Below are 20909 nucleotides of genomic sequence, written 5' to 3' on the forward strand. Positions count from 1 at the left end.
TCAGTATTTTCTTTTTTTGATACATAAGCACCCAAGAGCATAAGAGACAAAAGAATATATAATTTCCTGTAAGATTGATAGTTATTTTCAGGTTCTTGATTATTATATATTCTTTTGTCCCTTATGCTCTTGGGTGCTTATGTATCTCCTATGTTAGATTGGTATTCTCCCAAAAAACTATTGACCTATTTCCTGCTGCGGTCGATGAGGTGGGAGGGGAGGGTTGGGGTTGCGCCGTGGCAGGTGCAGACGTAGGCCGAGACATTCACAGCAAGCCTATGTGCCTCGACAATGGGGAGTCCGTTGAGTAGCGATGCAACGAAAGTAGCTGTGAATGAGTCTCCTGCCCCTACAGTATCGGCAACTTCCACAACCGGAGTCTCTACGAAGCTGACATTTCCGGGGGTGAAGACGTAGCTTCCGTGCGCTCCACAAGTCAGGATGAGGATGTCGAGCCTGTAGCGTCCGAGCAATTCCTCGGCAATCTCCTCCATGCTCAGTCTGTCGAGATTGAAGAGACGGCCGACGGTGATGATTTCCTCATCGTTGATTTTAAGCACATTGCAGCGCTCCATCGAAGCCTCGATAATCTCGCGGGTATAGAAATTCTGGCGCAGATTGATGTCAAACACTTTATAAATACCTTCGCCTTCGGGCATGGAGTCAAGGAAGGCGTTGATTGTCGCGCGAGATACAGCATCGCGTTGGGCAAGCGAACCGAAGCATACCGCCACGGTTTCCGATGCAAGTTTCTGCATTTCAGGCGTGAATGGTATATTGTCCCATGCAACGTCAGTCTTTATCTCGTATGACGGAATTCCGTCACCATCGAGAGTCACTTGAACGGTTCCGGTCGGAAAGTCAACAATAGAGAGCAGAGAGTTGACATCTTTCCCTTCAAGTACGCTGACGATTTCCCGTCCGAGTTCATCGTCACCGATAGCGCTAACAGCCACGCCGTTGAGACCGAACTGTGAGATATGATAGGCAAAATTGGCCGGTGCGCCACCGAGTTTCTTACCCTCAGGCAGAACGTCCCAAAGCAATTCACCAAGTCCCACCACCTTTCCGGCAGCAGGCAGAGAAGTATTGTTGCAATTTTCAGATTTCATGATAATATCGAGTCAAGATAAGTTTTGTTTGATAAGATAAGTTCCTTTAATAAGATACGTTTTCTTCGATACTTTCTTTAATAGGATAAGTTTCTTCGATAGATAAGTTTCTTCCTTACAAAGTAAACATTTATCTTCCGAAAATTCAACTAAATCCCTGCATAATCCTCCTTTCAAACGTTCCCATAACCTGCAAACGTTTTCATCGTAACCCATAAAAATAAGCCGTCACCGAGCTTACTCATTGATTCCCGGTGACGGCTTGTTTTTAGATTGATCTTGAGAGCTGTTATTTTGCGGTTGTAACAAAGTTACCCTCGGTTATGGCCTGGTTCATCCATGCGAGACGTTGCTCATAGACCGTTTTAAGATTGTCAATGATTTCAGGATATGTATTGAAATCTTCGTCGCCGGAGAATCCGGGACCCCATGAAATAATGGACGTACGGTTGAATGCAAGAGGCCATATAGCATGGTTCACTTCCCATGAGCGGATATTAGACTGTCCGGCCAATTCGATTTCAGCGCTGACTTGCTGCAGATATGGGTAGATTGTTTTCCAACGTTCCTGAACTGCATTCCTGAAGGCCGCGTCCTTGAAGAGGAGAGGATACCACATATATGGTCTGTCAGAGTCAGATGGTCTGTCAGAGAACGAGGTGGCTGGAGCGGAGTTTGAATATAACCATTCTGATGAGGAACGTGGCAGTTCACCGGCTCCATATCTGCTTTGCAATGATTTGCTTTTTGAAAGATTCGGGAAAGTAAGGTAGTCGAAATCCCAGACCGGACCTCCGCAAAGTTTTGAGTTTCCTCCATCCATGTAGAGGTAGACACTTTTAGGATGTTTGTATTCATCGTTAAGTGTTAATTCAAAGACTATCCATTGGTCTATTATGGAATTGATGTCGAGTTCTTGATATGCATCCGAGTAATTGCCGTTTACGATATTTGATTCAATACGGTTGATTTTGGTTTGGATTTGAGCCAGAATATCAGAAGAGACATCATCTTTAAGCATTACAGGAATTCCTCGTTTCGAGGTCACGAATTTGCAATTCTCATCATAATTGTCATCACATTCGATAAGGTAGCCGCAATTATTGAAATCCGCAGTTCCGGTGTCGGCAAGCACATCTTCGTATGCATCCTTTATATTCAGTCGGTTCGCATCTATCTTGATTTGTTCGCAGAGATAGTAGTTACCGACATGGCGTCCGTCAATTACGAGTTCGACGTTGGTTCCATGTACATTCCAAGGCATTCCTTGTCCGATGGCACCACTTTTTGACGCTGATTCCGTTGCGTGGGCGATTGCAAAAGCTGTATGGTTACGCAACATTGAGTTGTCAATCCAGTTGGCAAGAAGTACCCAGCGTTTGTGTTTTGGCATGTCGCCGATAGCTTGTTTTTTAGTCAATTTAATCGCAAAGGGTTTCTTGGGAAAATTTTGAGTCGAATTGCCACGCAGACGCATTCCGCAGGTCTGTGCGGCCATGGTGTATTTACCGTTGATGTCGTATATACTCATTGAGTCATCTTCTGCCCAGGAACTGTCTTTTGATCTGACTTTGACTCCACCAAACCACTTTGTCCAGGTTCCTGAAATTGAGGCGGATTGATTGATTACCACGACCGGAAGGCCTGTATTGGTGACTGTGACAGTGTATTCAGCTTTGTTACCGTCGGATGCCTCAAGTGTATATGTGACAGGTTTGGAGAAATCATGCGAAGTCACACCGGATTCCTGCTCTGCTCCCTCAACAGTAACTTTGATGCCTTCCGGAACCTTGAAAGTCGGGACAAGGTTGAAGTCGTAGAGATACGGAATCATCCCTGAGATGTCTTTCCCATTGATTGAAAGCACCTCAGTGGTCACGTCTTTTTCTGTTACGGATGCTCCACCGGAAACAGATTCCAATTTCTTTGCAAGAATCTTGCCGTTGTTGGCGGCTACAGTGAATTCGAATGATTGCATCACGGGATCAGTGACTACCTGATTTTCCCAACCGAATTTGTCGGATTCCGCATACATTTTGAGAGTAAGAGGGAATGTATAGATGTAGTCAGCTTGAAGTGCCGCTTTAGCTTTTGTTGTGAATGTAGCTATATGTTTGTCAGTCTTCACGTGCACTTTGAGCTCATCGCCTGCGAGGATGGCGGGGGCGCAGGTGAGATAACCGGTAAATGTTTTCCCGGCAGATAGTTTGGGGTTGGAAACCCATTCCATTTTGAGCTCATTGATGCCTTCAGTCGTGAAAACAGGATTGCCGCCCGGGGAGGTTACGTCAAAAGTAAAGTCTCCGCCAAGTGTTCTCCCTTCGGGAGCAGAGAGTGATATCCACTGTAGTTCTTCTTCGGCAAGCTCCGTCCCGGTTGCGTCGATGGTGAAACGTATGAGGGCAAAGAGGTGGGAGAATGAGAATTCATTTGAGGAACCGGCTTTGGGGATGCCTACCTTGTAGTCGCCTTCAAGAGCTCCGGTCAGATGGTCAAAGTGCTGGATGGCCGGGAGAGATCCTTTCAGGCTCGTAGGAGCCACGCCTGAGTTCGTTTCAGAATAAGGGTAATAGGCATAGAGAGGAACATCGTTGCCTGTCATCGTTCCGTTGAAGGAGCTTGTCGGAAGATTTTCTGTCGCGGTGTTCTCAAACAGAGCGTTGCGTGTGGAGCTGCCGTAGACGCCTAACATGTCTTCAGGCATCCATAGAATGCCTACTTCATTACCTGCGTAGGGCGTTTCATCCACACATGTACGGGAAACAGGCATGTCGAGTGTTGCAACAATGGTCTGTTCTGAGCCTTTCTGTTCTTTTTCAACATCGTCCGAACATCCTGTAGTGGAAACGCTAAGAAGGATGGCCGCTGTTGGATAGAGTAGTCTTTTCATATTCAAGGTAAAAACCCTGTTACTGCCACATAAACAATATGGAGCAGTAACAGGAATTGGTTGTAATAAAAAATAAAAATAATAATGTGATGTAGATTTAATGTAGAATCAAGAGCTGTTTAATCCCAGTCTGCGAGATTTCCGCCATCTTGGCGGGTGGCATTGTGGGGTGCAGATTGTTGGGTTGTGCCTCCGGTGCTTGTCTGCATGTGGAAGGCGTAGTTGTTCCACATGATGGCGTCGATGAGCTTTTGGTTAGATTCATCGGCGTTATTCATCATAATCATACCATAGGGCGATGTCTGACGTGAGGGATTGGTCAGTTGATTGTAAGTGTAGTCGTTAATTGTCGTGACATTGCTGGTGTTTGATCCGGTAGCCTGGTCATCACCTATAACCATATAGATCCAGACATTGTGTTTGCCCTCGGTGTAGTAATTGTAGCTGTTAAGCGCCATATTCTGCACGGCCTGCTGGGTAAGGGACAGTGTTGAACCCCATTCGTATTGAGTAGTAACCATTCGGCCAAATTCATAATAATACCAACGCATGGGGGCGTCTGCCAGTTTGGAGGCATCTTCTGTGAGGTTTGTGAGTGAGTTTCCGGAAATGTAATCGAACATAGGTTTTCCAAAAACAGCCTGGGTCATGCGGGGTTGATTATAGTAAGTGAGATTGGTCGTACTGCTTGGGGTCCACCAATAGGAATAGAGAATAGGAGCCTGTGTAACGGTGGATGCCTGAGTTTGGTTAAGCAGAATCGGGTCGGTTGCGTTGCAGTGTACAATAATTTTACCGGCAACATCACTAATTGTGGTATTGGCTGTGATATTCTGTTGAATGTTTGTGGCTGCGTTCACAACTTTGGCAATGTTGTCAGCTGCTGTAAGAGCATTAGTGATATTTTGGGTTTCTCCATGGAAGTTTGTAGCGATGTTGAGCACTACAAATTCATTGAAGTTTTCACCGTTGAATTTGTTTTTCTCCTCCTGAAGCCAAGTGTTGAGGTCACTCAAAAGCTTGGCTAAAGTAATGGAACCCGTGTTGTCGCCAACAGTGTTATCGATATCAGTGGTATTCCAAGCAACACTAACGTTGAAGGCGCGGATACCGGCTTCAAACTGCTCCTGCATACTCTTTGTCTGACAAATGCCGTTTGTGGCCGCCCAGGAGCCGGGGATAGAAAGTTCGGTGATGTATGTGTTTGGATCGATGTCCGACATCCAGTAGTTATAGTTGATGGTCACACCGGGCTGTTCGATTGCAGGGAGTTTGATTTTGTTAATTTGCTTCGGCTCGATGCTGTTGCTGGCAAGTTTCTTTATATAGTATCCTGCATTAGTGTAAACTTCAAGCTGGAGATTTTCCGGTTTGATAGTGGGGTCAGGTGCGATGAAGAACCGCACTGAGAGCTTCTCGCCTTTCTTGATGGTGACTGGCGAGCTGCTGGAGGTGTGCTCGGCATCGGAAGCATAGGTGGGTTTCACGATAACCATCTGAATCATGTCGGAACCTTCGGATATGGAGCCTACCATTTGACCTGTAGTGATATTATACTGGAAGGAACCGGTTATATTGGCGCCGTCTGTACTGCGGAGTATAATACGGTTGATGGTCATGCCGTCGCGGAAAGCCTGAATGGTGTTGGTTGTTGAAGGCGCAGAAACTGTGACATCGAGCACAGTGGCTATGGGCTCGAAGCCAAGGGTCACGGTTTCGGCGTATGCCTGTGCGTTGTTATGTGCAATCATGAGGCAGTTCTGCATGTCGGGCTCTCCACGCCAGGTGGTCACTCCACCGTCGGTAATGGTGGTGAACTGCTTGGGCGACTGTCCGTTGCTGATGTTAGCGGTGGCAACGTAATTGCTGCCGCTCGTGGCAATATTGCTCCAACGCATGGACGGGAATAGAGCATAGAAATCAAATTTCTCTTTGCCGGATTCATTATTGCCCCATTGCACACCGTAATCACCGGTCTTGTCAAGTGAGCCGGCTGTGTTGCTGCCACCGGTAGGTGTGGTGCTACCTGTCCCATAGCCGTCAGTACCGATGGTTCCGGTGGTAGGGGTGATTTTATATTCAGCCTGATTGCGGCCAGCGGCGCAATCGGGTGAGAAAATAGTCACGCGTTCATACACGGCGTTTTCCCAATTGAGATAGTTTCCCCACCAAAGTGTCTGGGAAGTGCCGTCGGAGGATTCGGGACCATACATTGTTCGGCTTGTCTTGCCGGTTCCTATTGCAAAGTTGACCTCATCATCTGCAGTGACAGGATTGGAGTTTGGCTCCTCATTTGAACAGGAGGCTAAACCTGCGATTGCTGCGATAGACAGCAAGCTAAAAATCTTACTTATCTTCATTTTTACTGGTGTGTAGCGTTTGTCAGATATTAGTTAATACCCATCGAATCCCAACTGTCTGCAGAGAAGTCGTTGGCAGTACTGCTGTTGATGGCCTGATCATTGATTGTTACATTTGTCTTCCCGTCTTGGTTCGTCAAGTCAATGGAGCCTCCGCAGATAGAACTTTCAGTTTCTATCTGAGTGAGCCAAGTCTTGGGTGACTCGTATGGCCTTTTTCTTGTTTCCATAATTTTATTGAGTGAAGGTTATTATAATTTACTGTGTGAAGGTTTATAGTTTAAGCAACTTGTTGAATAATCCACATTTATAGCCAACTCTAAAACGAATTAGTAAAAAGTCAATATTCAAAGTTTAGTTTGCAAATATATAAATAAAAATTTTACCCCCCCCCGTTTTTGTTAACATAATTTAACTACTAATAACGCTTTTGTGGAGAATTAACAAAAAAATCCAGATTTCATGACAGATTAAGAGCCATTGGGAAGTTGGTTTAAAGTAAGTTCTTGAAATTAAATATTATACTCTGTTGCGTTGGGATGGCGGACCAGGTGAAGAGGGTGGTCAGTTCGTCGAGGGTGAGAGGGGTTGGTGTCGGAGTGAGGTTGGCAAGGTGGGCTATGAGGCCGAGGAGTTGCTGGGGGGTGTGGTTGCGGCGCAGTTCCTCCATGCTCATGGAGAGGTCGCGTTTCGAGAGGCGTTGCATCCGTTCGTTGCAGATGAGAGGAAGATGGGCGTAAACGGGTGGTGTGAAGCCGAGCAGGCGGTAAAGGTAGAGTTGCTGGGCTGCCGAAAGGAGCAGGTCGGAACCTCTGACTATTTCTGTCACTCCCATTAGGGCATCGTCAACAACTACGGCCAGTTGATAAGCCCATGCGCCGTCGGCACGTTGCAGCACGAAGTCGCCGCACTCACGGGTGAGATTGTAGCTCTGCGGCCCGAAGACGCGGTCGTTGAAGCTGATTTCCTCGTCGGGGACATAGAGGCGGGTGGCATGACGGTCGGTCGGGTCAGTCGTGCGTTTTCCGGTGGGGAAACCGGCAGGGCGGCAAGTGCCCTGATAGATGATGCGTCCGTCGGTCTGATGCGGAGCCTGGGTTGACATTATGTCCGCGCGGGTGCAATAGCAAGGATATGTCAGACCGGTTTCCTTGAGCGTCTCAAGGTAGCGGGCATATATTTCTCCGCGCTGACTTTGACTGTAGGATCCGTTCGGTCCGAGATTGTCCACTCCTCCCTCGTCCCATGTAAGACCGAGCCACGCCAGGTCGTCCTCGATTTGGCGTGCATATTCCTGTCGTGAACGCTGGGGGTCGAGATCCTCGATGCGCAAAATCCACTTTCCACCGGCTTTCCGGACCGAGAGCCATGAAATGACGGCGGTGAAGATGTTGCCGAGGTGCATACGGCCTGTCGGCGAGGGGGCAAAACGCCCGGTGACTTTCTGTGGTGACGGATTGGTTGCTGTCGTTTTCATTCTATCTGCATCTCATTTTTACATGACAAAGTTAGCCAATCCCCGCTAAATCGCATAAAATTTTCATGTCTCATGCAAGATTTCCGAAAAACAGGATTTATAAGGATAGAATCAGGATAATCCAAAGTTCGTATTCATTTTCAAACACTAATCTTATCACCAACAATCTTATCGACAACGATGAAAAAAGTAAAAATTTTCGTGTCAGCCTTGGCTCTGTTTGCTTCGGCAATGGCGTTTCAATCATGCAATGATGACGACGATACAAATTGGGAACTCTACCGTCCGACAGCCATAGTGACCGTATGCCCGACAGCAGAAGGCGGCTTCACGATGAACCTCGATGACAAGACCACGCTTCTCCCTTCCAATATGGAAAAATCGCCCTACGGCGACAAGGAGGTCCGTGCGTTGGTCAATTATACTGAGGATAAGAAGCAGCAGCGCGAGACCCGGAGTGTGACAGTCAACTGGATAGACAGCATCCGCACAAAGCTCCCCGAACTCTATCTCGGCGAGGAGAATGATAAGAAATACGGCAATGACCCTGTCGAGATTGTGAAAGACTGGGTGACTGTCGCCGAGGACGGTTATCTGACTTTGCGTGTCCGCACTCTCTGGGGCGACCGTCAGACTCCCCATTACCTCAATCTTCTCACCGGCATGAATCCCGACGATCCCTTTGAACTCGAACTCCGCCACGATGCGAAGGGTGATGTCAACGGCCGTCCCGGCGATGCGCTGATTGCCTTCAATCTCAACAATCTTCCCCGGACAAACGGCTCGACAGTCAAAATCAAACTCCACTGGAAGTCGTTCAGCGGCGAGAAATCGCAGGAGTTTGAGCTTGCATTGCGTCCTGCCGTTGTCGGTGACGACGACGCGAAGCTCATGCCGTCGGGCTATGTGAAATAGCCGGTGTCACAGATATAATATCGAAGAATATCACGTTTTCATGTTAGACAGATGAACTAACATTCATTTCAGACAGCGGAAGGGTGTGTCAGAGAATGTCACCGAACGATTTTTTTGACACACCCTGTTTTTTGCCTTCATCACCATGCCGTCAACATCATCCGAGGGAACAAATGTCAGCGAACGCGAACTGATGGATCTTGTCAGTTCCGGCGACCCTGCGGCCGGGAGAATGATATATCAGAGATATGTCAGGAATCTCGTGGCCGTATGTTCCCGCTATATCCTTAACGATGAGGATGTGAAGGATGTGTTACAGGAGAGTTTCATCCGGATTTTCGACTCTTTGCCCGCTTTCAGGTTCAGGGGCGAAGGTTCGTTGAGGGCATGGATGACGAAAGTCACTGTCAACGAGGCGTTGAAATTCATCCGTAATCACAGACGCATAGATTTCACCTCGCTTCCGCCCGGAGCGGCTGATTTGCCTGACGACGAACCGGAAATCGAATCCGTCCCGGCGGAGGTCATACACGACCTGATATGCCGCCTACCCGACGGCTACCGTATGATTTTCAACCTGTATGTCATCGAAGGGCGCAGCCACAAGGAAATAGCCGGGATGCTCGATATAAAGGAGAGCACATCAGCCTCGCAGCTACACCGCGCCAAGGCTATGCTTGCCGACAGCATAAGGAAATACCAAAATTCTCTAATCCGATAACATTATTATGAAAGACCAATGGCTTAACGATATAAAGCAACGTATGTCGGACTTCGAGCTTGACGAACCCGACGGACTCTGGGATTCGATTGAAGCACGCAGGCCCGTGGTGCCGTCGAAGTCTGTCAGGTTCGTCATGCCACGACGCTGCTTCCGCCCCATAGCTGTGGCGGCTGCATTGCTAGTCCTTTTCGGGCTTGGTTTCTCATGGCTTGCAAGAGAAAATGACATGCGGGTTCCGGAGATGAGGGAGGACTATGCTTCAGCCGTGGTCGTACCGGACGTGGAGCCTGTCAAGCAGACAGAAAGTGGGATACCCCACAAGATTGATATACAGGATAAATCTAAGGTGACAAAAACAGGATATATATCGGAAAATGCTGAATCTGAATCATCCGTAGATGTAGTGACTGATAATATCAATGAAAATGATGATAAGCAAAATTGTGAACAGACTGAATCAATAAATACAGAAAATAATGATGTTGAGACAAACGGGAAGGATGTAAAAAAACAATCCACACTGCAAACCGATAAATATACCTCTCCTTTATATGCTTCCCGTGAGCTCTCACATTTAAAAAAATCCACATCCCGACGTGTCAGACTCGGGCTTTCCACCTCCGGAGCTACCTCAATGTCCGCATCGCATGTTTCTCCTGCCAACATGACCGACGTTTCCTTAGGCCCCGACTGTTCGTCGTGGAAGGACAGCCCACTGCTTGCCATGCTCCTGTTCAACAAAGGCAACGAGACAAGTGTCAGTGTCAAGCATCACACCCCCTTGACGTTCGGTCTGACGGTAGAGTACGGGTTGACTCCCTCTCTGTCCGTTGAAAGCGGCATCACCTACAGCCGGCTCACATCCGATGTCCGTGAGGGGGGCGACAAATATTACTACACCGGAGAGCAGAAGCTCCATTACATCGGTATCCCCCTGAATCTTAAATATACCGTCTTGTCGTGGAAAGCTCTCGATCTCTATGCCTCAGCCGGAGTCCGGGTGCAGAAATGTGTGTCGGGCGAGGTTGATAAGAGATATGTCATTGAGGATATGATGAAGTCTACCGAGACGGAACGACTGCATGTCAAGCCTCTCCAATGGTCTCTCTCCGGAGCGGTCGGCGTGCAGTGGAACATCTCAAGACTTCTCGGCCTCTATGCCGAACCCGGCGTTGGATATTGGTTCGACGACGGCTCATCCCTACAGACCATATACAAGGAAAAACCTCTCAACTTCAACCTCAACATCGGTCTGCGTCTGAACGTAGGGCGGTAGACATGCCCACAAAACAACGATTATAAAAGTAAGGCTGACAACATTTTCGCTGTCAGCCTTACTTCCGTTTTTATGGGTCAGATGGACAGTTTCAAGGCTTGTCCGTCGTAAGTCAGAGTATGGGGCTTTGCTTCTGTTGTGTCACCGTCGATGAGGATTATGTTGAAACGGCGTGTATTCAGCATTCCCGGATACTCACCCTCGCGTTTGCTGATTGTGAGACGGTGTCGCTTGTCATCCCAGTGGAATTTGATTGTCGAGTAGATGCCTTTCTCATAATTGTAGCTGTCACCCTCATCTTCATAGAGCGTGAATTCGGCATCAGCTCCGGGATATATTCTTATGTCAAGATTATCAGCCGGTTTTTCATCGACATACTGCATTGTCTCGCCGACAGGAATAATCGAGCCGGCCTTCACAAACAGCGGGATATAGTCAAGGGTTGTTTCAAGTGTGACGGTCTGCCCTCCGTCAAATTTTTTCCCTGTCCGGTAATCATACCAGTCTGCACCCTCGGGGAGATAGACTTCGGTGGATTTGATTTCATCCCAGGGGTCGATTTTAAAGCTGTCGTCATCACCTCCTTCTTTCCTGTCCCAGCCACTCATCGGGTCAACCGCCACAGTTTTCTCCGGGGTGTATTGGGCTTTGACTATCGGTGCTGCCATCAGGGACTTGCCAAACATGAACTGGTCGCTTATATTCCATGTATTTCTGTCATCCTTGAAGTCGCTGACGAGTGCACGCATGTAGCTGCCATTGTTGGCCGTCACGTCCCACGCGGTGCTGTAGATATACGGAATCAGTGTATAACGCATCTTTATGGCTTTGAGAAGTGCATCATAGACAGGATCTCCCTCCGTGCCATATTTGTAGATTTCGCGCGACACTTCCGTGCCGTGGCTGCGCATGATGGGATTGAAAAGTCCGAACTGCATCCAGCGGACATAGAGTTCCTGATAGAGCGGATTGCGGCAACCGCTGTCGTCAAGATAGCCCTTGTTGTAGGCCCCGGCGAAGAAACCACCTATATCCGAGTTGAAATTCGGGTTGCCTGTCATGGAGAAGTTCAGTCCGGCGGGAATCTGATTGCGCAGCGATTCCCATGAGGAGCCGACGTCGCCGCTCCAGGTGTTGGCTCCGGTGCGCTGCTGTCCGGCAAAGGCGCAGCGAGTCATGATGGCCACGCGCTTGCGTGCGGTGACTGTGTCGGGATGGTTGGCGGCGTGGGCGCGGTGATGGTCATAGACACCCTCCACAGCCATCAGAGGGAAAGCATTGCGGACCTTGCGCCATGAGCCCATAGCTGTCCGGAGTTCGAGGTCTTTGTCACTGAATTCAATGTGGTCAGGCTCGGTCGAATCCATCCACCATGCGTCGACACCGAGGTCATAGAGGCGGGTAAGATTTTTCCAATAGATGTCACGCGCCTCCGGGTTGTAGACATCGTAGGGCTTGACTCCGCTCGGATAGTCGGTGCGGGGAGGCCAGAAATCGGTCAGTCCGCTTTGAGGCCATGTCTGGATGTCGAAAAGCATACCTTTAGGTTCCATCTCGCGATATTGTTTGGTCATCGGACCGAAAGATGACCAGATGGTTATGAGGAGTTTGGTATTTTTGTCGTGCAGACGGTCAATGTTTTCCTGCGGATTGGCGAAGTCGGCTGTCAGAAATTCCATGGCATTCCAGAGATAATGCGGACCCCAGTACTGCCAGTCCTGCACGATGCAGTCCAACGGTATTCCGAGGCGGCGGTAGGTGTCGACCACTTCCTGCACCTCGTTGAAGCTCTTGTAGCGTTCCTTGCTTTGCCAGAAACCGAAAGTCCATTTCGGAAGCATGGGGACAGTGCCTGACAGCTCCCTCATCCGGGCATTCACACCATCCACGCTACCTCCATGCATGAAATAATAATCAATCGCCTCTCCTACCTCGGATCGGAAGGTCATACCATCGGTATTGTCTGCGAAATCGGTGGGTGAGAGGTTGTCCCAATAAAGACCCCAGCCTTTCACGCTCTGCACCATAGGGACATAGTCCTCTGTGTTGGCCTGAATCATCTGCCGCGATGTGCCGCGTTTGCTCAACTTGTTTTCCTGAAGGATGCCGAGACCATAGATAGCTTCATCATTATCGAGAGTAAAGGTCTGACGGACTTCATACGCGCCTTTGTCAGCCCCCGATGTCCGGAGTTTGAAGCCAAAATCCTTTTCGTTGAGTAGCGGATTGCCCTTTGCATCGTCAAAGCTCACTTTTCCGGTCGACTTGTCAACGGTTACTTTGATTGACGACGATGAGAGGACTATGTCATTGCCCTTTTCAGAGAATGCGGTTCTTACTTTTTCATGTACAAGCGTGACCACCACTGATGGCGGCTGATTATATTCACCTGTGGGTGACTTCTCGACTCTCACAATGTCATCGGTGAGGAACTGCACCCGTGTGTGGATGTCGCCGTTGTCAAGTGTGAATCCACGGTCACTCCTTGTCACAGTCTGTGCGAAAATTGCGGATGTGAAGAGTGAGAAACAAATAAGGGAACTGAATATTTTCATGTATCTGCGGTAATTATGGATTATTTTCCGGATTATTTTTTCATGCTCCACCAATCAATGTTGAAGAGGTCATTTCCATCACCTTCAAAACAGAAATAGAGGTCGTGGAGGCCCTTTGTTTTCTTCAGTTTGGCACGAAAATCTTTATAGTTGTCCATCGAACCGGTCGAGGCGATGTCGACAGTCCCTATCACGGGGCCATCTTGACTGTCGGTGCGGACAGTGATGCGTCCACCCTTGACCGAAGCGCAGTTCATCGTGATAGCCTTAGCTCCTTTCTTGCCGAAATCAACCCCTTTGAGCATTAGATACTCACCGTTGTCAATCCCTGTCAGGGTCTGGTTGTGGCCGGAAAGTGGTGTGGTTTTCAAGCCCCATCCCCAGGCCATGGTCTCGCCTTCGACACGGCGGAAGGGGTTGAACGGCTCTATCTGATTTATGGTGCAGTCGGTCCAGTAAGGCAATTGACGGATGGTTCCGTCGTCATTGTAGGTCATCTCCGCAGCTCCGACCGAGCGGCGTTCATGATGCTTGTCGGTTGTCAGGCGGAGCAGTTCGTAGTTGAGGCCGAACACGTAGGTCTTACCCTTGTAGTCTATGATGCCGGGATGATTGCCATTGGAGCGGGGAGTCGGGGCCATGATGTAGCCCTTGGTTGTCCACGGGCCGGTCGGGCTGTCGCTCATGGCATAGCCAATGCCTTCGGGACAGCAAGTCGATGCGAATGCGAGGTAATATTTGTCGCCACGGCGGTAGAACCACGGGCCTTCCTGATATTTGTCGGGACGGTCGAGCTTCACAATGTCTCCGCTGTAGGAAATCATATCGCGGTTGAGTTTCACATAGTATAGTTCGGGATTTCCCCAATACATGTAGGGCTGCCCGTCAGTGTCGATGAATACAGTCGGGTCGATGTCGTTCCAGTGTTCCTGTTGCCATACGAGCGGTTTGCCTATCGGGTCGGTGAAAGGTCCGTAAGGCGAGTCTGCCACAAGTACACCGATACCGTTGCCGTGGAGGGGACAGTACATGTAAAACTTGCCGTCACGTTCAATCACCTGTTCGGCCCATGCACCGTTGTCGCGTCTGCGCCACTTGAAATTCTCAAGCGAGGCCACCGCACCGCAGTCGGTCCAGTTGACCATGTCGGTTGATGTGTAGAGCAACCAATCCTTCATGTGGAAGCCGTCCGCATCATCCTCGTCGTGGGTGGTGTAGAGAAAAATGGTATCGTTGTGGACCATCGGTGCCGGGTCGGCTGTATATTTTGTCTGTACGATTGGTCGCTGAGCTATTGCCGGAAGCGAGGCAATGGCTGTAATGATTAAAGGTAAGATTGATGGGCGCATTGTGTATGATTGGTGGATTTAAGCAAAAAGATTAGCTGTCCGCAAATTTAGATATTGGACAGCGGATAGAACTTGCTTAAATGAATCATATCAATATGCGATTGTAACAACGTTGATGCTGTGATGGGATAAAGGCTTGTTTTTTCATTTGCGGCGTCCGCGGAGGAGGATCCAGATGACGACCGGAGCGCCGAAGAGGGGGGTGACGGCGTTGACGGGGAGGACTGAGTTGGACGGGAGGACGCAGACGAGGTTGCAGCAGAGTGTGACAGCCGCTCCGGTGATGAGTGTGGCGGGCATGAGGATGCGGTGGTTGTCGCTGCGGAATATCAGACGCGCGATGTGGGGGACAGCGAGTCCGAGAAACGACACCGGGCCGCAAAATGCGGTGATGGTTGCCGTGAGGATGCCTGTGGCGAGGAGCAGGAGGTTTCTGACGCGGTTGAGGTTGATGCCGAGGTTGCGGGCATAGCCGTCGCCGAGGAGGAGGAGGTTGAGGGGCTTGATGAGGGCGAGCGCGATGATGAGTCCGACGGCTGTCAGTCCGCCGAAGAGCGGAAGTTGGTCAAGCGACACGCCGTTGAATGTGCTCATGCCCCACATCACATAGCTCTGCACACCGTCGGCGGTGGAGACATAGTTGAGGAGCATGATGGCCGAGGATACGAGATAGCCTATCATGATGCCTGTGATGAGCAGCATGAGGTCGTTTTTGAGCACAGCGGAGAGCGAGAGTAGTATGCCCATTATCAGCAGACTGCCGACAAAGGCTCCGATTATGACCGCAGTGTATCCCCCGACTGTAAACACTCCTGCCGTGATTGTACCCCCGAAGAGCAACATGACCAAGGCCACACCGAGACTTGCGCCGGAGCTGATGCCGAGTATCGAGGGGCCTGCAAGTGGATTTCGGAAGGCGGTCTGGAGCATGAGTCCGGAGGCCGCGAGTCCGGCTCCGGCAAGTGTTGCAGTGATTGCCATTGGCAGACGGCTGCCGAGGACTATGAATTCCGCAGTCCCTCCCTCACCGTTGCCGAGCAATATGCTCAGCACCTCCGAAGCAGGCAAGCTGACCGACCCGATGAAAATATTCATCAGGAACAGGATGACGAGAGCAATTACAGCGAGGGGGAACACCGTTTTAGTATAGAGATTTTTTTAGTATAGAGATTTTTTTTAGTATAGAGATTAAAGTATAGAGTATAGATAATAGTTGAGAGGGAATTGGATGGATGAGGGAGGAGGGGCGAATTTAAGAATAAAAATTTTATTTGAGACCTTTTCCTGCATAAAAAAACTTCTGTTCCTTCTGCCCTTTTGTCTTTATGTACCCTTCCACACTACAGCATTGGGATAAAAAACTTCTGTTTCTTCTACCCTTTTGTTCTTTTGTATCTCTAATCCTGTTGCAGGGGGGTGAAGTATTTGGTATCTCCGGGGAGGGACGAGAGTTCGGGATGGAAGGTCTTGATGAGGTCGCGCAGGAGCCAGTGGGGATGGAAAGGAGTCTGCTCATAGTAGTTGATCCTCTCCGTATTGCAGCCATAGACCCTACCATCCTTCAGAGCCTTGAACTGACCGTAGATGGGATTGTCGGCGGCGAGTTCGCGCAGAGTCTTGTCGGAAGCCTGACTATAGCGGACAATCCAGATGTCGGCATCGCCCGCCTCGTGGAGCACCTGCTCTCCCGAAAGCCCTACGCTTCCGGCATTGCCGATGGAGCCGAACGGATTGACCGCACCGGCATCGCGGATATAGGCATCCATCACCGAGTTATGGCCGGGGACATACCATGTGTTGCCATACAGGCGGTCGACCACCACTTTCGGACGGTTGACAATCGAGTTGGTGAGCGATTTCAGCGCGTTGTATTCTTTTTCGATTGAGGCGAACATGCGGGCAGTCTCATCCTCGCATCCGAAGAGTAGACCGTAGAATTTCATCCACTCGGTGCGTCCGAGTGGAGTGCTTTCCATGTAGTCGGCACATTCAATCAGGGGAATCCCCATCTGGCCGAGCTTTCCGTAGTTGCCCGAATTTTCGTAAGGCGAGAGGATTACTGCATCGGGGTTGAGTTGCATGATGCGTTCCATGTTGGGGGTGTAACTGCTGCCGCAGTCAATGACCCTGCCGTCGGCAATGCGGCCGAGTAGGTCGGGGTTGTGGATATACTGCGCGTCGCAGACTCCACCGATGGCATCCCTCGCTCCCATCTCGCCGACGAGCGACTGATGGACTGTCGAGTAGACCAATGCGCGTTTCAACGGCACTCTCACCACCGTCCCTGCCGGAACGTTTGCCGGGACTTCCGCACTGTCGGGGACGAGGATATAGGTGTGGAGGGTCTTGGTCGTGTCCCACGGATTGCGGATTGTTGCCGTGGTGTAATCGCCGTGATCCTCGATGGTGAGGTTGCGGGCATGGTCGAACTGCATCTTCTCTCCCTCACCCGAGGAAGTAACAATGCTGTTGCCCCCCTTGCACGAAGGCATCAGGGACAACAGCAGAGCAGTTACAAGAGATAGAAAAATTGAATGTTTCATTGAGGATAGTTAGATGTCATACCGGAGGATGTCCTTACGGGAATCGTACACAAGTCTGTGTAGGAGTGAATGTCAGTAACCACCGTACGGGAACGAGAAGCAGTGGCAACCGTTCGGGAACGAGTGTCCGCAGGACACTGATTTACTCGTAACCCTGTACATCGGAGCGCAGCGGAGATGTGCAGGGATGCCATGAGAGAGTTGGCTGATGTCCGTAGGACATCGATTTACGGTTCTGAAGTGCCGGGCTGTCTCGTAAATCGGTGTCCTGTCGGACACCTTTTCGTGGGGTTTGGATATGTCCCCGCACATCTCCGCTGCGCTCCGATGTACGGGGTTACGAGTAAATCGATGTCCTGCGGACATCCCCGGCCTGATCCGAGGTGGATGGAGGCGATGCGGGCATCCTTGGATTGACCCGATACCCCGGGCGATAACGGAGATGTGGTTATACCGGCCTCGGATTCAGCATTGCCTGTAGGGACGCGCTGTAGCGCGTATGCCGGATGACATTGTAACGGATTGGTTAGAATACGAAGCAACCGGCACCAATGCCTACATCATATTTCTTAAGGAATGTTCCGGTAGCATTGTACTGATTAACAAAGCACGGCTGAGTATAACTACTATAATCAGTAGATGAATACGATGCAATAAATATATCACCCGAAATTGGTTCGATTCCAATTGCTATTGGAGTAATTATATTTTCAATATTAAGTTCAGTCTTTTTGTTGTCTGAAATAGTATACAAGCAGTAAGTTGGCGGTTCTGTTGCGTAGAAAGGAGAATTAATTGTATAGAGTTTGTTGCCACAAATAGCCATGTGTGTAGCAGGGAAAAGTTCCTCTACGCTATCATCAGAGTTGATACGTTTAAGTACAGAAGCTACAGTGGTATAATTACCAGTACAGATGACAAATACATCTTCACCATTCGTAACTAATCTGGTCGTATTCCAACCTGCTTTAATTTTAGCATCTTCTGTGAAGGTCGAAAGGTTTATTTTCGATACATATCCGTCACAATAATTGTTGCTGCCATTGTATCCATCAGAGTTGGCGGCATAAAGATAATTTCCGGCAATTCCAATTTCCTCTGTATTAGGCCCTACTTTTATTGTTTTGTCAATTTCAAGGGTAAGAGTGTCAAGACGAGCAACATAACCATTCATCATAGAAATATAGACGAATCCATCCTTAGCAGCAAGATCACGAGGAGAATTACCTTCACCACTGGGCTTGATTGTTTTAATTGACTTCATGGTAGTTGGATTAATGATGTCAATTATGTTAGAATCGGTAACACCAACATACATTTTATTTCCATATACTATTGCATCTTGTGGTGTATCGCCTAATACACGACCATTTGCATTATAGAACACATCGTTATCTACTGTTCCATTCTGCAAATTTATAGATGAAAAACTACCGGGGATATTGCTTCTTTGATTTCCTTGATTTAGGACTAAGACGGTTTTTCCAGAGAAAAATCCGGGGGTCACGCTCTGCTTAGGTTCGTCATCATCATCGCTACAAGCGGTGAAGCAGAGGGCGCAGAGGGCGATAGCAAAAATTTTGTTGAGTTTCATAATTCAATAAAATGTGAAATATCGATTTTTAGATTGTATAATATTATTCACTATATAAGATTATCTGTTATAAGACTTTTTCGCTTATACATTCCTTTTTACAATGTAAACTTCACCGTCAGTCGCCATGAGCGGCCGGGCATGGGGTAGCGGGCGACGACGACATATTGGCGGTCAAGGAGGTTCATGATGTCGCCACGGACTTCGATTTCATGCTTGCGGAAGCCGAAGGTGCGATAGGCGGTGAGGCCCATGTCGGCATAGCCTCCGAGATAGGTGGATGGATTATTGTTGTTGGTGGCGAAGCGGCCGCTGACGGCAGTGGTGTGGAGCGAGAGATTGACCCAGGGGTTCTCATAGCTCACCGTCACGTTGCCGGAGTGGCGGGGAATGTAGGCAATCTGTTTTTTGTATTCCGTCACTTGCGAACGGGTGCGCGGTTCGGCGCGCTGATAGCTGTAGTTGCCGGTGAGGAGAATCTGCTGACGGCGACCGACGTTGAAAGTGGCTGTCTCCGTGAAGTCGAAGCCGATGATGCGCGCCTTGTCGAGATTGACTACCGTCCAGACGAACATATTATAAGGTATTGCCACAATCTTGTCCTTGACCTGATTGAGATAGACATCGGCGGTCATTTCAAGGTTGGAGAGCCAAGAGGTGGGTTTGAACTGGTAGGTCAAGCCGAAGTTATACTGATTGGCTGTCTCCGGGCGCACGTCTGGGTTGCCGTAGTGGTAGAAATAAGTCTCGTTGAATGTCGGCATACGGAAGATGTTCTTGTAGGAGAGACGCATGAAGAACATTTCAGAGCCGAATGGCTGCACCGAGAGGCTTGCCGAGGGGGAGAGACGGCTGTAGTCGCGCGCACCCTCACCGATTTTGGCACTGTTGTCGTAGATTGAGCCGAGCAGACGTGCCGATACTGTCAGACGCTTGATGCGGTAACGGCCGGTGAGCGACTGGAGTATGCTGTGGCGGCGCGGGAAGGTCTCGGTCGGGAGATTGCTCGTGAAGTTGTTGAAAAAATAGTCGGCGGAGTAGTCGAAAGCCCATTTGTCGGAGGGGAGGAAGAGCACGCAGGCGCTTCCGTAGGCCTCGCGCTGCCAGTAGTTCTGGTTCAGCTCGCCGCCGGGATACTTCCCGTCCTCGTCGTGGTAGAGCGATGAGGCCCAGTTGAATTTTCCGTGGAGCTGCATGGACCACTTGGAGTTGAAAGCCTTGCGATATTGAAGCTGACCGAAAAAGTTGCGGTCGCGCAGGGTCTCGTGGTTCTCGTTGTTGTAGTAAATAGCCGGACCGGGAATCTGACGGTCGTTGTCGTAGTAATAGAGCTTGGCGCTGAGGGTCGAACGGCTGTCGGGACTCCAGGAGGCATTGAACTCACCGTGTCCGCTGTTCATTCGCGAGTTGTTGCGGCGTTCAGTAGTGGTGTGCGCACCGTTTTTGAGCTGATAGGGGTAGTCGTTTTCAGCGTAGGTGTAGTCGCCGATGAGGTTTAAGGAGGATGATTCGGAGAGGGCCTTGCCGACGCGGAAGTAGGGGTTGATGTAGCCGAACGAGCCGTATTTCACCTGAGCGGTAAGGTCGAGGGGCTTTGTCGGGTCAGGTCGGCGGAAGCTGGAGATGCTGAACGATGCAGCCGAAGCGGCCACGCGTGCGGGCTGAAAGATGTCGTCGTTGTCACCGATGACCATCGAGAGCGACTCGACATTGTCGAGCGAGTAGCGCGACACGTCCACCTCACCGCTCTGGCAGTCGCTGAGGACAATGCCGTCGTAGATGACGGCAGTGTGCGGTGCGCCGAGTCCGCGGACCGAGACGGTCTTCAACCCTCCGAGGCCGCCGTAGTCGCGCAGGTTCACTCCCGGCAGACGGTGGATGGCATCGGAGATGTCGGTCACGCCGAGACGGGTGAATTCCTGATTGTCGAGCTTGTAGGCGGGAGCGGTGCTTTTCAGCGGACGTGAGGTCTTGGAGGCCACGACTTCAACGCTGTCGAGATGGATGTCGGTCGGTTTCTGTGAGGACGCAGCAAAGGGGAGCGCTGTCATTGCAAGCACTCCTGCGGTCAGACGCAATGCGTCAATATGTAAAATCCTTAAACTTCTTTGCTT

At 49.8% G+C, this 20909-nt stretch carries 14 protein-coding genes; 3 read left to right on the forward strand and 11 right to left on the reverse strand.

Translation table 11 applies throughout. The features are described from left to right. Window positions 1-185: 185 nt before the first annotated feature. The 5 genes from QZ310_RS01760 to gluQRS form a co-directional block, all read right to left on the reverse strand. On the reverse strand, window positions 186-1112 hold the full coding sequence (locus QZ310_RS01760) for a carbohydrate kinase (protein WP_297069738.1): 927 nt from the start codon (window positions 1110-1112) through the stop codon (window positions 186-188). Between the two features lie 289 nt (window positions 1113-1401). After that, window positions 1402-4002 (reverse strand): CotH kinase family protein, encoded by a 2601-nt coding sequence (locus QZ310_RS01765; RefSeq protein WP_297069741.1) that lies wholly within the window; start codon window positions 4000-4002, stop codon window positions 1402-1404. A 119-nt stretch (window positions 4003-4121) separates the two neighbouring features. Further along, window positions 4122-6362 (reverse strand): hypothetical protein, encoded by a 2241-nt coding sequence (locus QZ310_RS01770; RefSeq protein WP_297069743.1) that lies wholly within the window; start codon window positions 6360-6362, stop codon window positions 4122-4124. Window positions 6363-6391: 29 nt separating this feature from the next. Next, entirely contained in the window at window positions 6392-6592 is a 201-nt protein-coding gene (locus tag QZ310_RS01775; RefSeq protein ID WP_297069745.1) for a hypothetical protein, read from the reverse strand. Between the two features lie 263 nt (window positions 6593-6855). Further along, window positions 6856-7839, reverse strand: coding sequence for a tRNA glutamyl-Q(34) synthetase GluQRS (gene gluQRS, locus QZ310_RS01780; RefSeq protein ID WP_297069746.1), 984 nt, complete (start codon window positions 7837-7839; stop codon window positions 6856-6858). Between the two features lie 180 nt (window positions 7840-8019). Between gluQRS and QZ310_RS01785 the strand changes: the two genes are divergently transcribed. From QZ310_RS01785 to QZ310_RS01795, 3 genes are all read left to right on the forward strand, one after another. Continuing rightward, window positions 8020-8754, forward strand: coding sequence for a NigD-like C-terminal domain-containing protein (locus QZ310_RS01785; RefSeq protein ID WP_297069748.1), 735 nt, complete (start codon window positions 8020-8022; stop codon window positions 8752-8754). A 145-nt stretch (window positions 8755-8899) separates the two neighbouring features. Continuing rightward, window positions 8900-9475 carry a sigma-70 family RNA polymerase sigma factor gene (locus QZ310_RS01790; protein ID WP_297069750.1) on the forward strand — a complete coding sequence of 192 codons (576 nt, stop codon included), beginning with the start codon at window positions 8900-8902 and terminating at the stop codon, window positions 9473-9475. Between the two features lie 7 nt (window positions 9476-9482). Next, window positions 9483-10754 carry an outer membrane beta-barrel protein gene (locus tag QZ310_RS01795; protein ID WP_297069752.1) on the forward strand — a complete coding sequence of 424 codons (1272 nt, stop codon included), beginning with the start codon at window positions 9483-9485 and terminating at the stop codon, window positions 10752-10754. A 77-nt stretch (window positions 10755-10831) separates the two neighbouring features. Here QZ310_RS01795 and QZ310_RS01800 read toward each other — a convergent pair whose 3' ends face one another. The 6 genes from QZ310_RS01800 to QZ310_RS01825 form a co-directional block, all read right to left on the reverse strand. Next, window positions 10832-13309, reverse strand: coding sequence for a TIM-barrel domain-containing protein (locus QZ310_RS01800; RefSeq protein WP_297069754.1), 2478 nt, complete (start codon window positions 13307-13309; stop codon window positions 10832-10834). Window positions 13310-13341: 32 nt separating this feature from the next. Beyond that, window positions 13342-14658 carry a glycoside hydrolase family 43 protein gene (locus QZ310_RS01805; protein ID WP_297069756.1) on the reverse strand — a complete coding sequence of 439 codons (1317 nt, stop codon included), beginning with the start codon at window positions 14656-14658 and terminating at the stop codon, window positions 13342-13344. A 144-nt stretch (window positions 14659-14802) separates the two neighbouring features. After that, window positions 14803-15795: an iron ABC transporter permease gene (locus QZ310_RS01810; protein WP_297069758.1), complete on the reverse strand. Its 993-nt coding sequence runs from the start codon at window positions 15793-15795 to the stop codon at window positions 14803-14805. A 260-nt stretch (window positions 15796-16055) separates the two neighbouring features. After that, window positions 16056-17201 carry an ABC transporter substrate-binding protein gene (locus tag QZ310_RS01815; RefSeq protein ID WP_297069759.1) on the reverse strand — a complete coding sequence of 382 codons (1146 nt, stop codon included), beginning with the start codon at window positions 17199-17201 and terminating at the stop codon, window positions 16056-16058. 526 nt (window positions 17202-17727) lie between these two features. Beyond that, window positions 17728-18795, reverse strand: a complete 1068-nt coding sequence (locus QZ310_RS01820; protein ID WP_297069761.1) for a hypothetical protein — start codon at window positions 18793-18795, stop codon at window positions 17728-17730. Window positions 18796-18893: 98 nt separating this feature from the next. Next, the gene (locus tag QZ310_RS01825; protein ID WP_297069764.1) at window positions 18894-20873 is read right to left on the reverse strand and encodes a TonB-dependent siderophore receptor; all 1980 of its coding nucleotides are present in this window, start codon (window positions 20871-20873) and stop codon (window positions 18894-18896) included. Between the last annotated feature and the right edge of the window lie 36 nt (window positions 20874-20909).

The organism is uncultured Duncaniella sp. (assembly GCF_910577345.1).
Lineage (GTDB): Bacteria > Bacteroidota > Bacteroidia > Bacteroidales > Muribaculaceae > Duncaniella.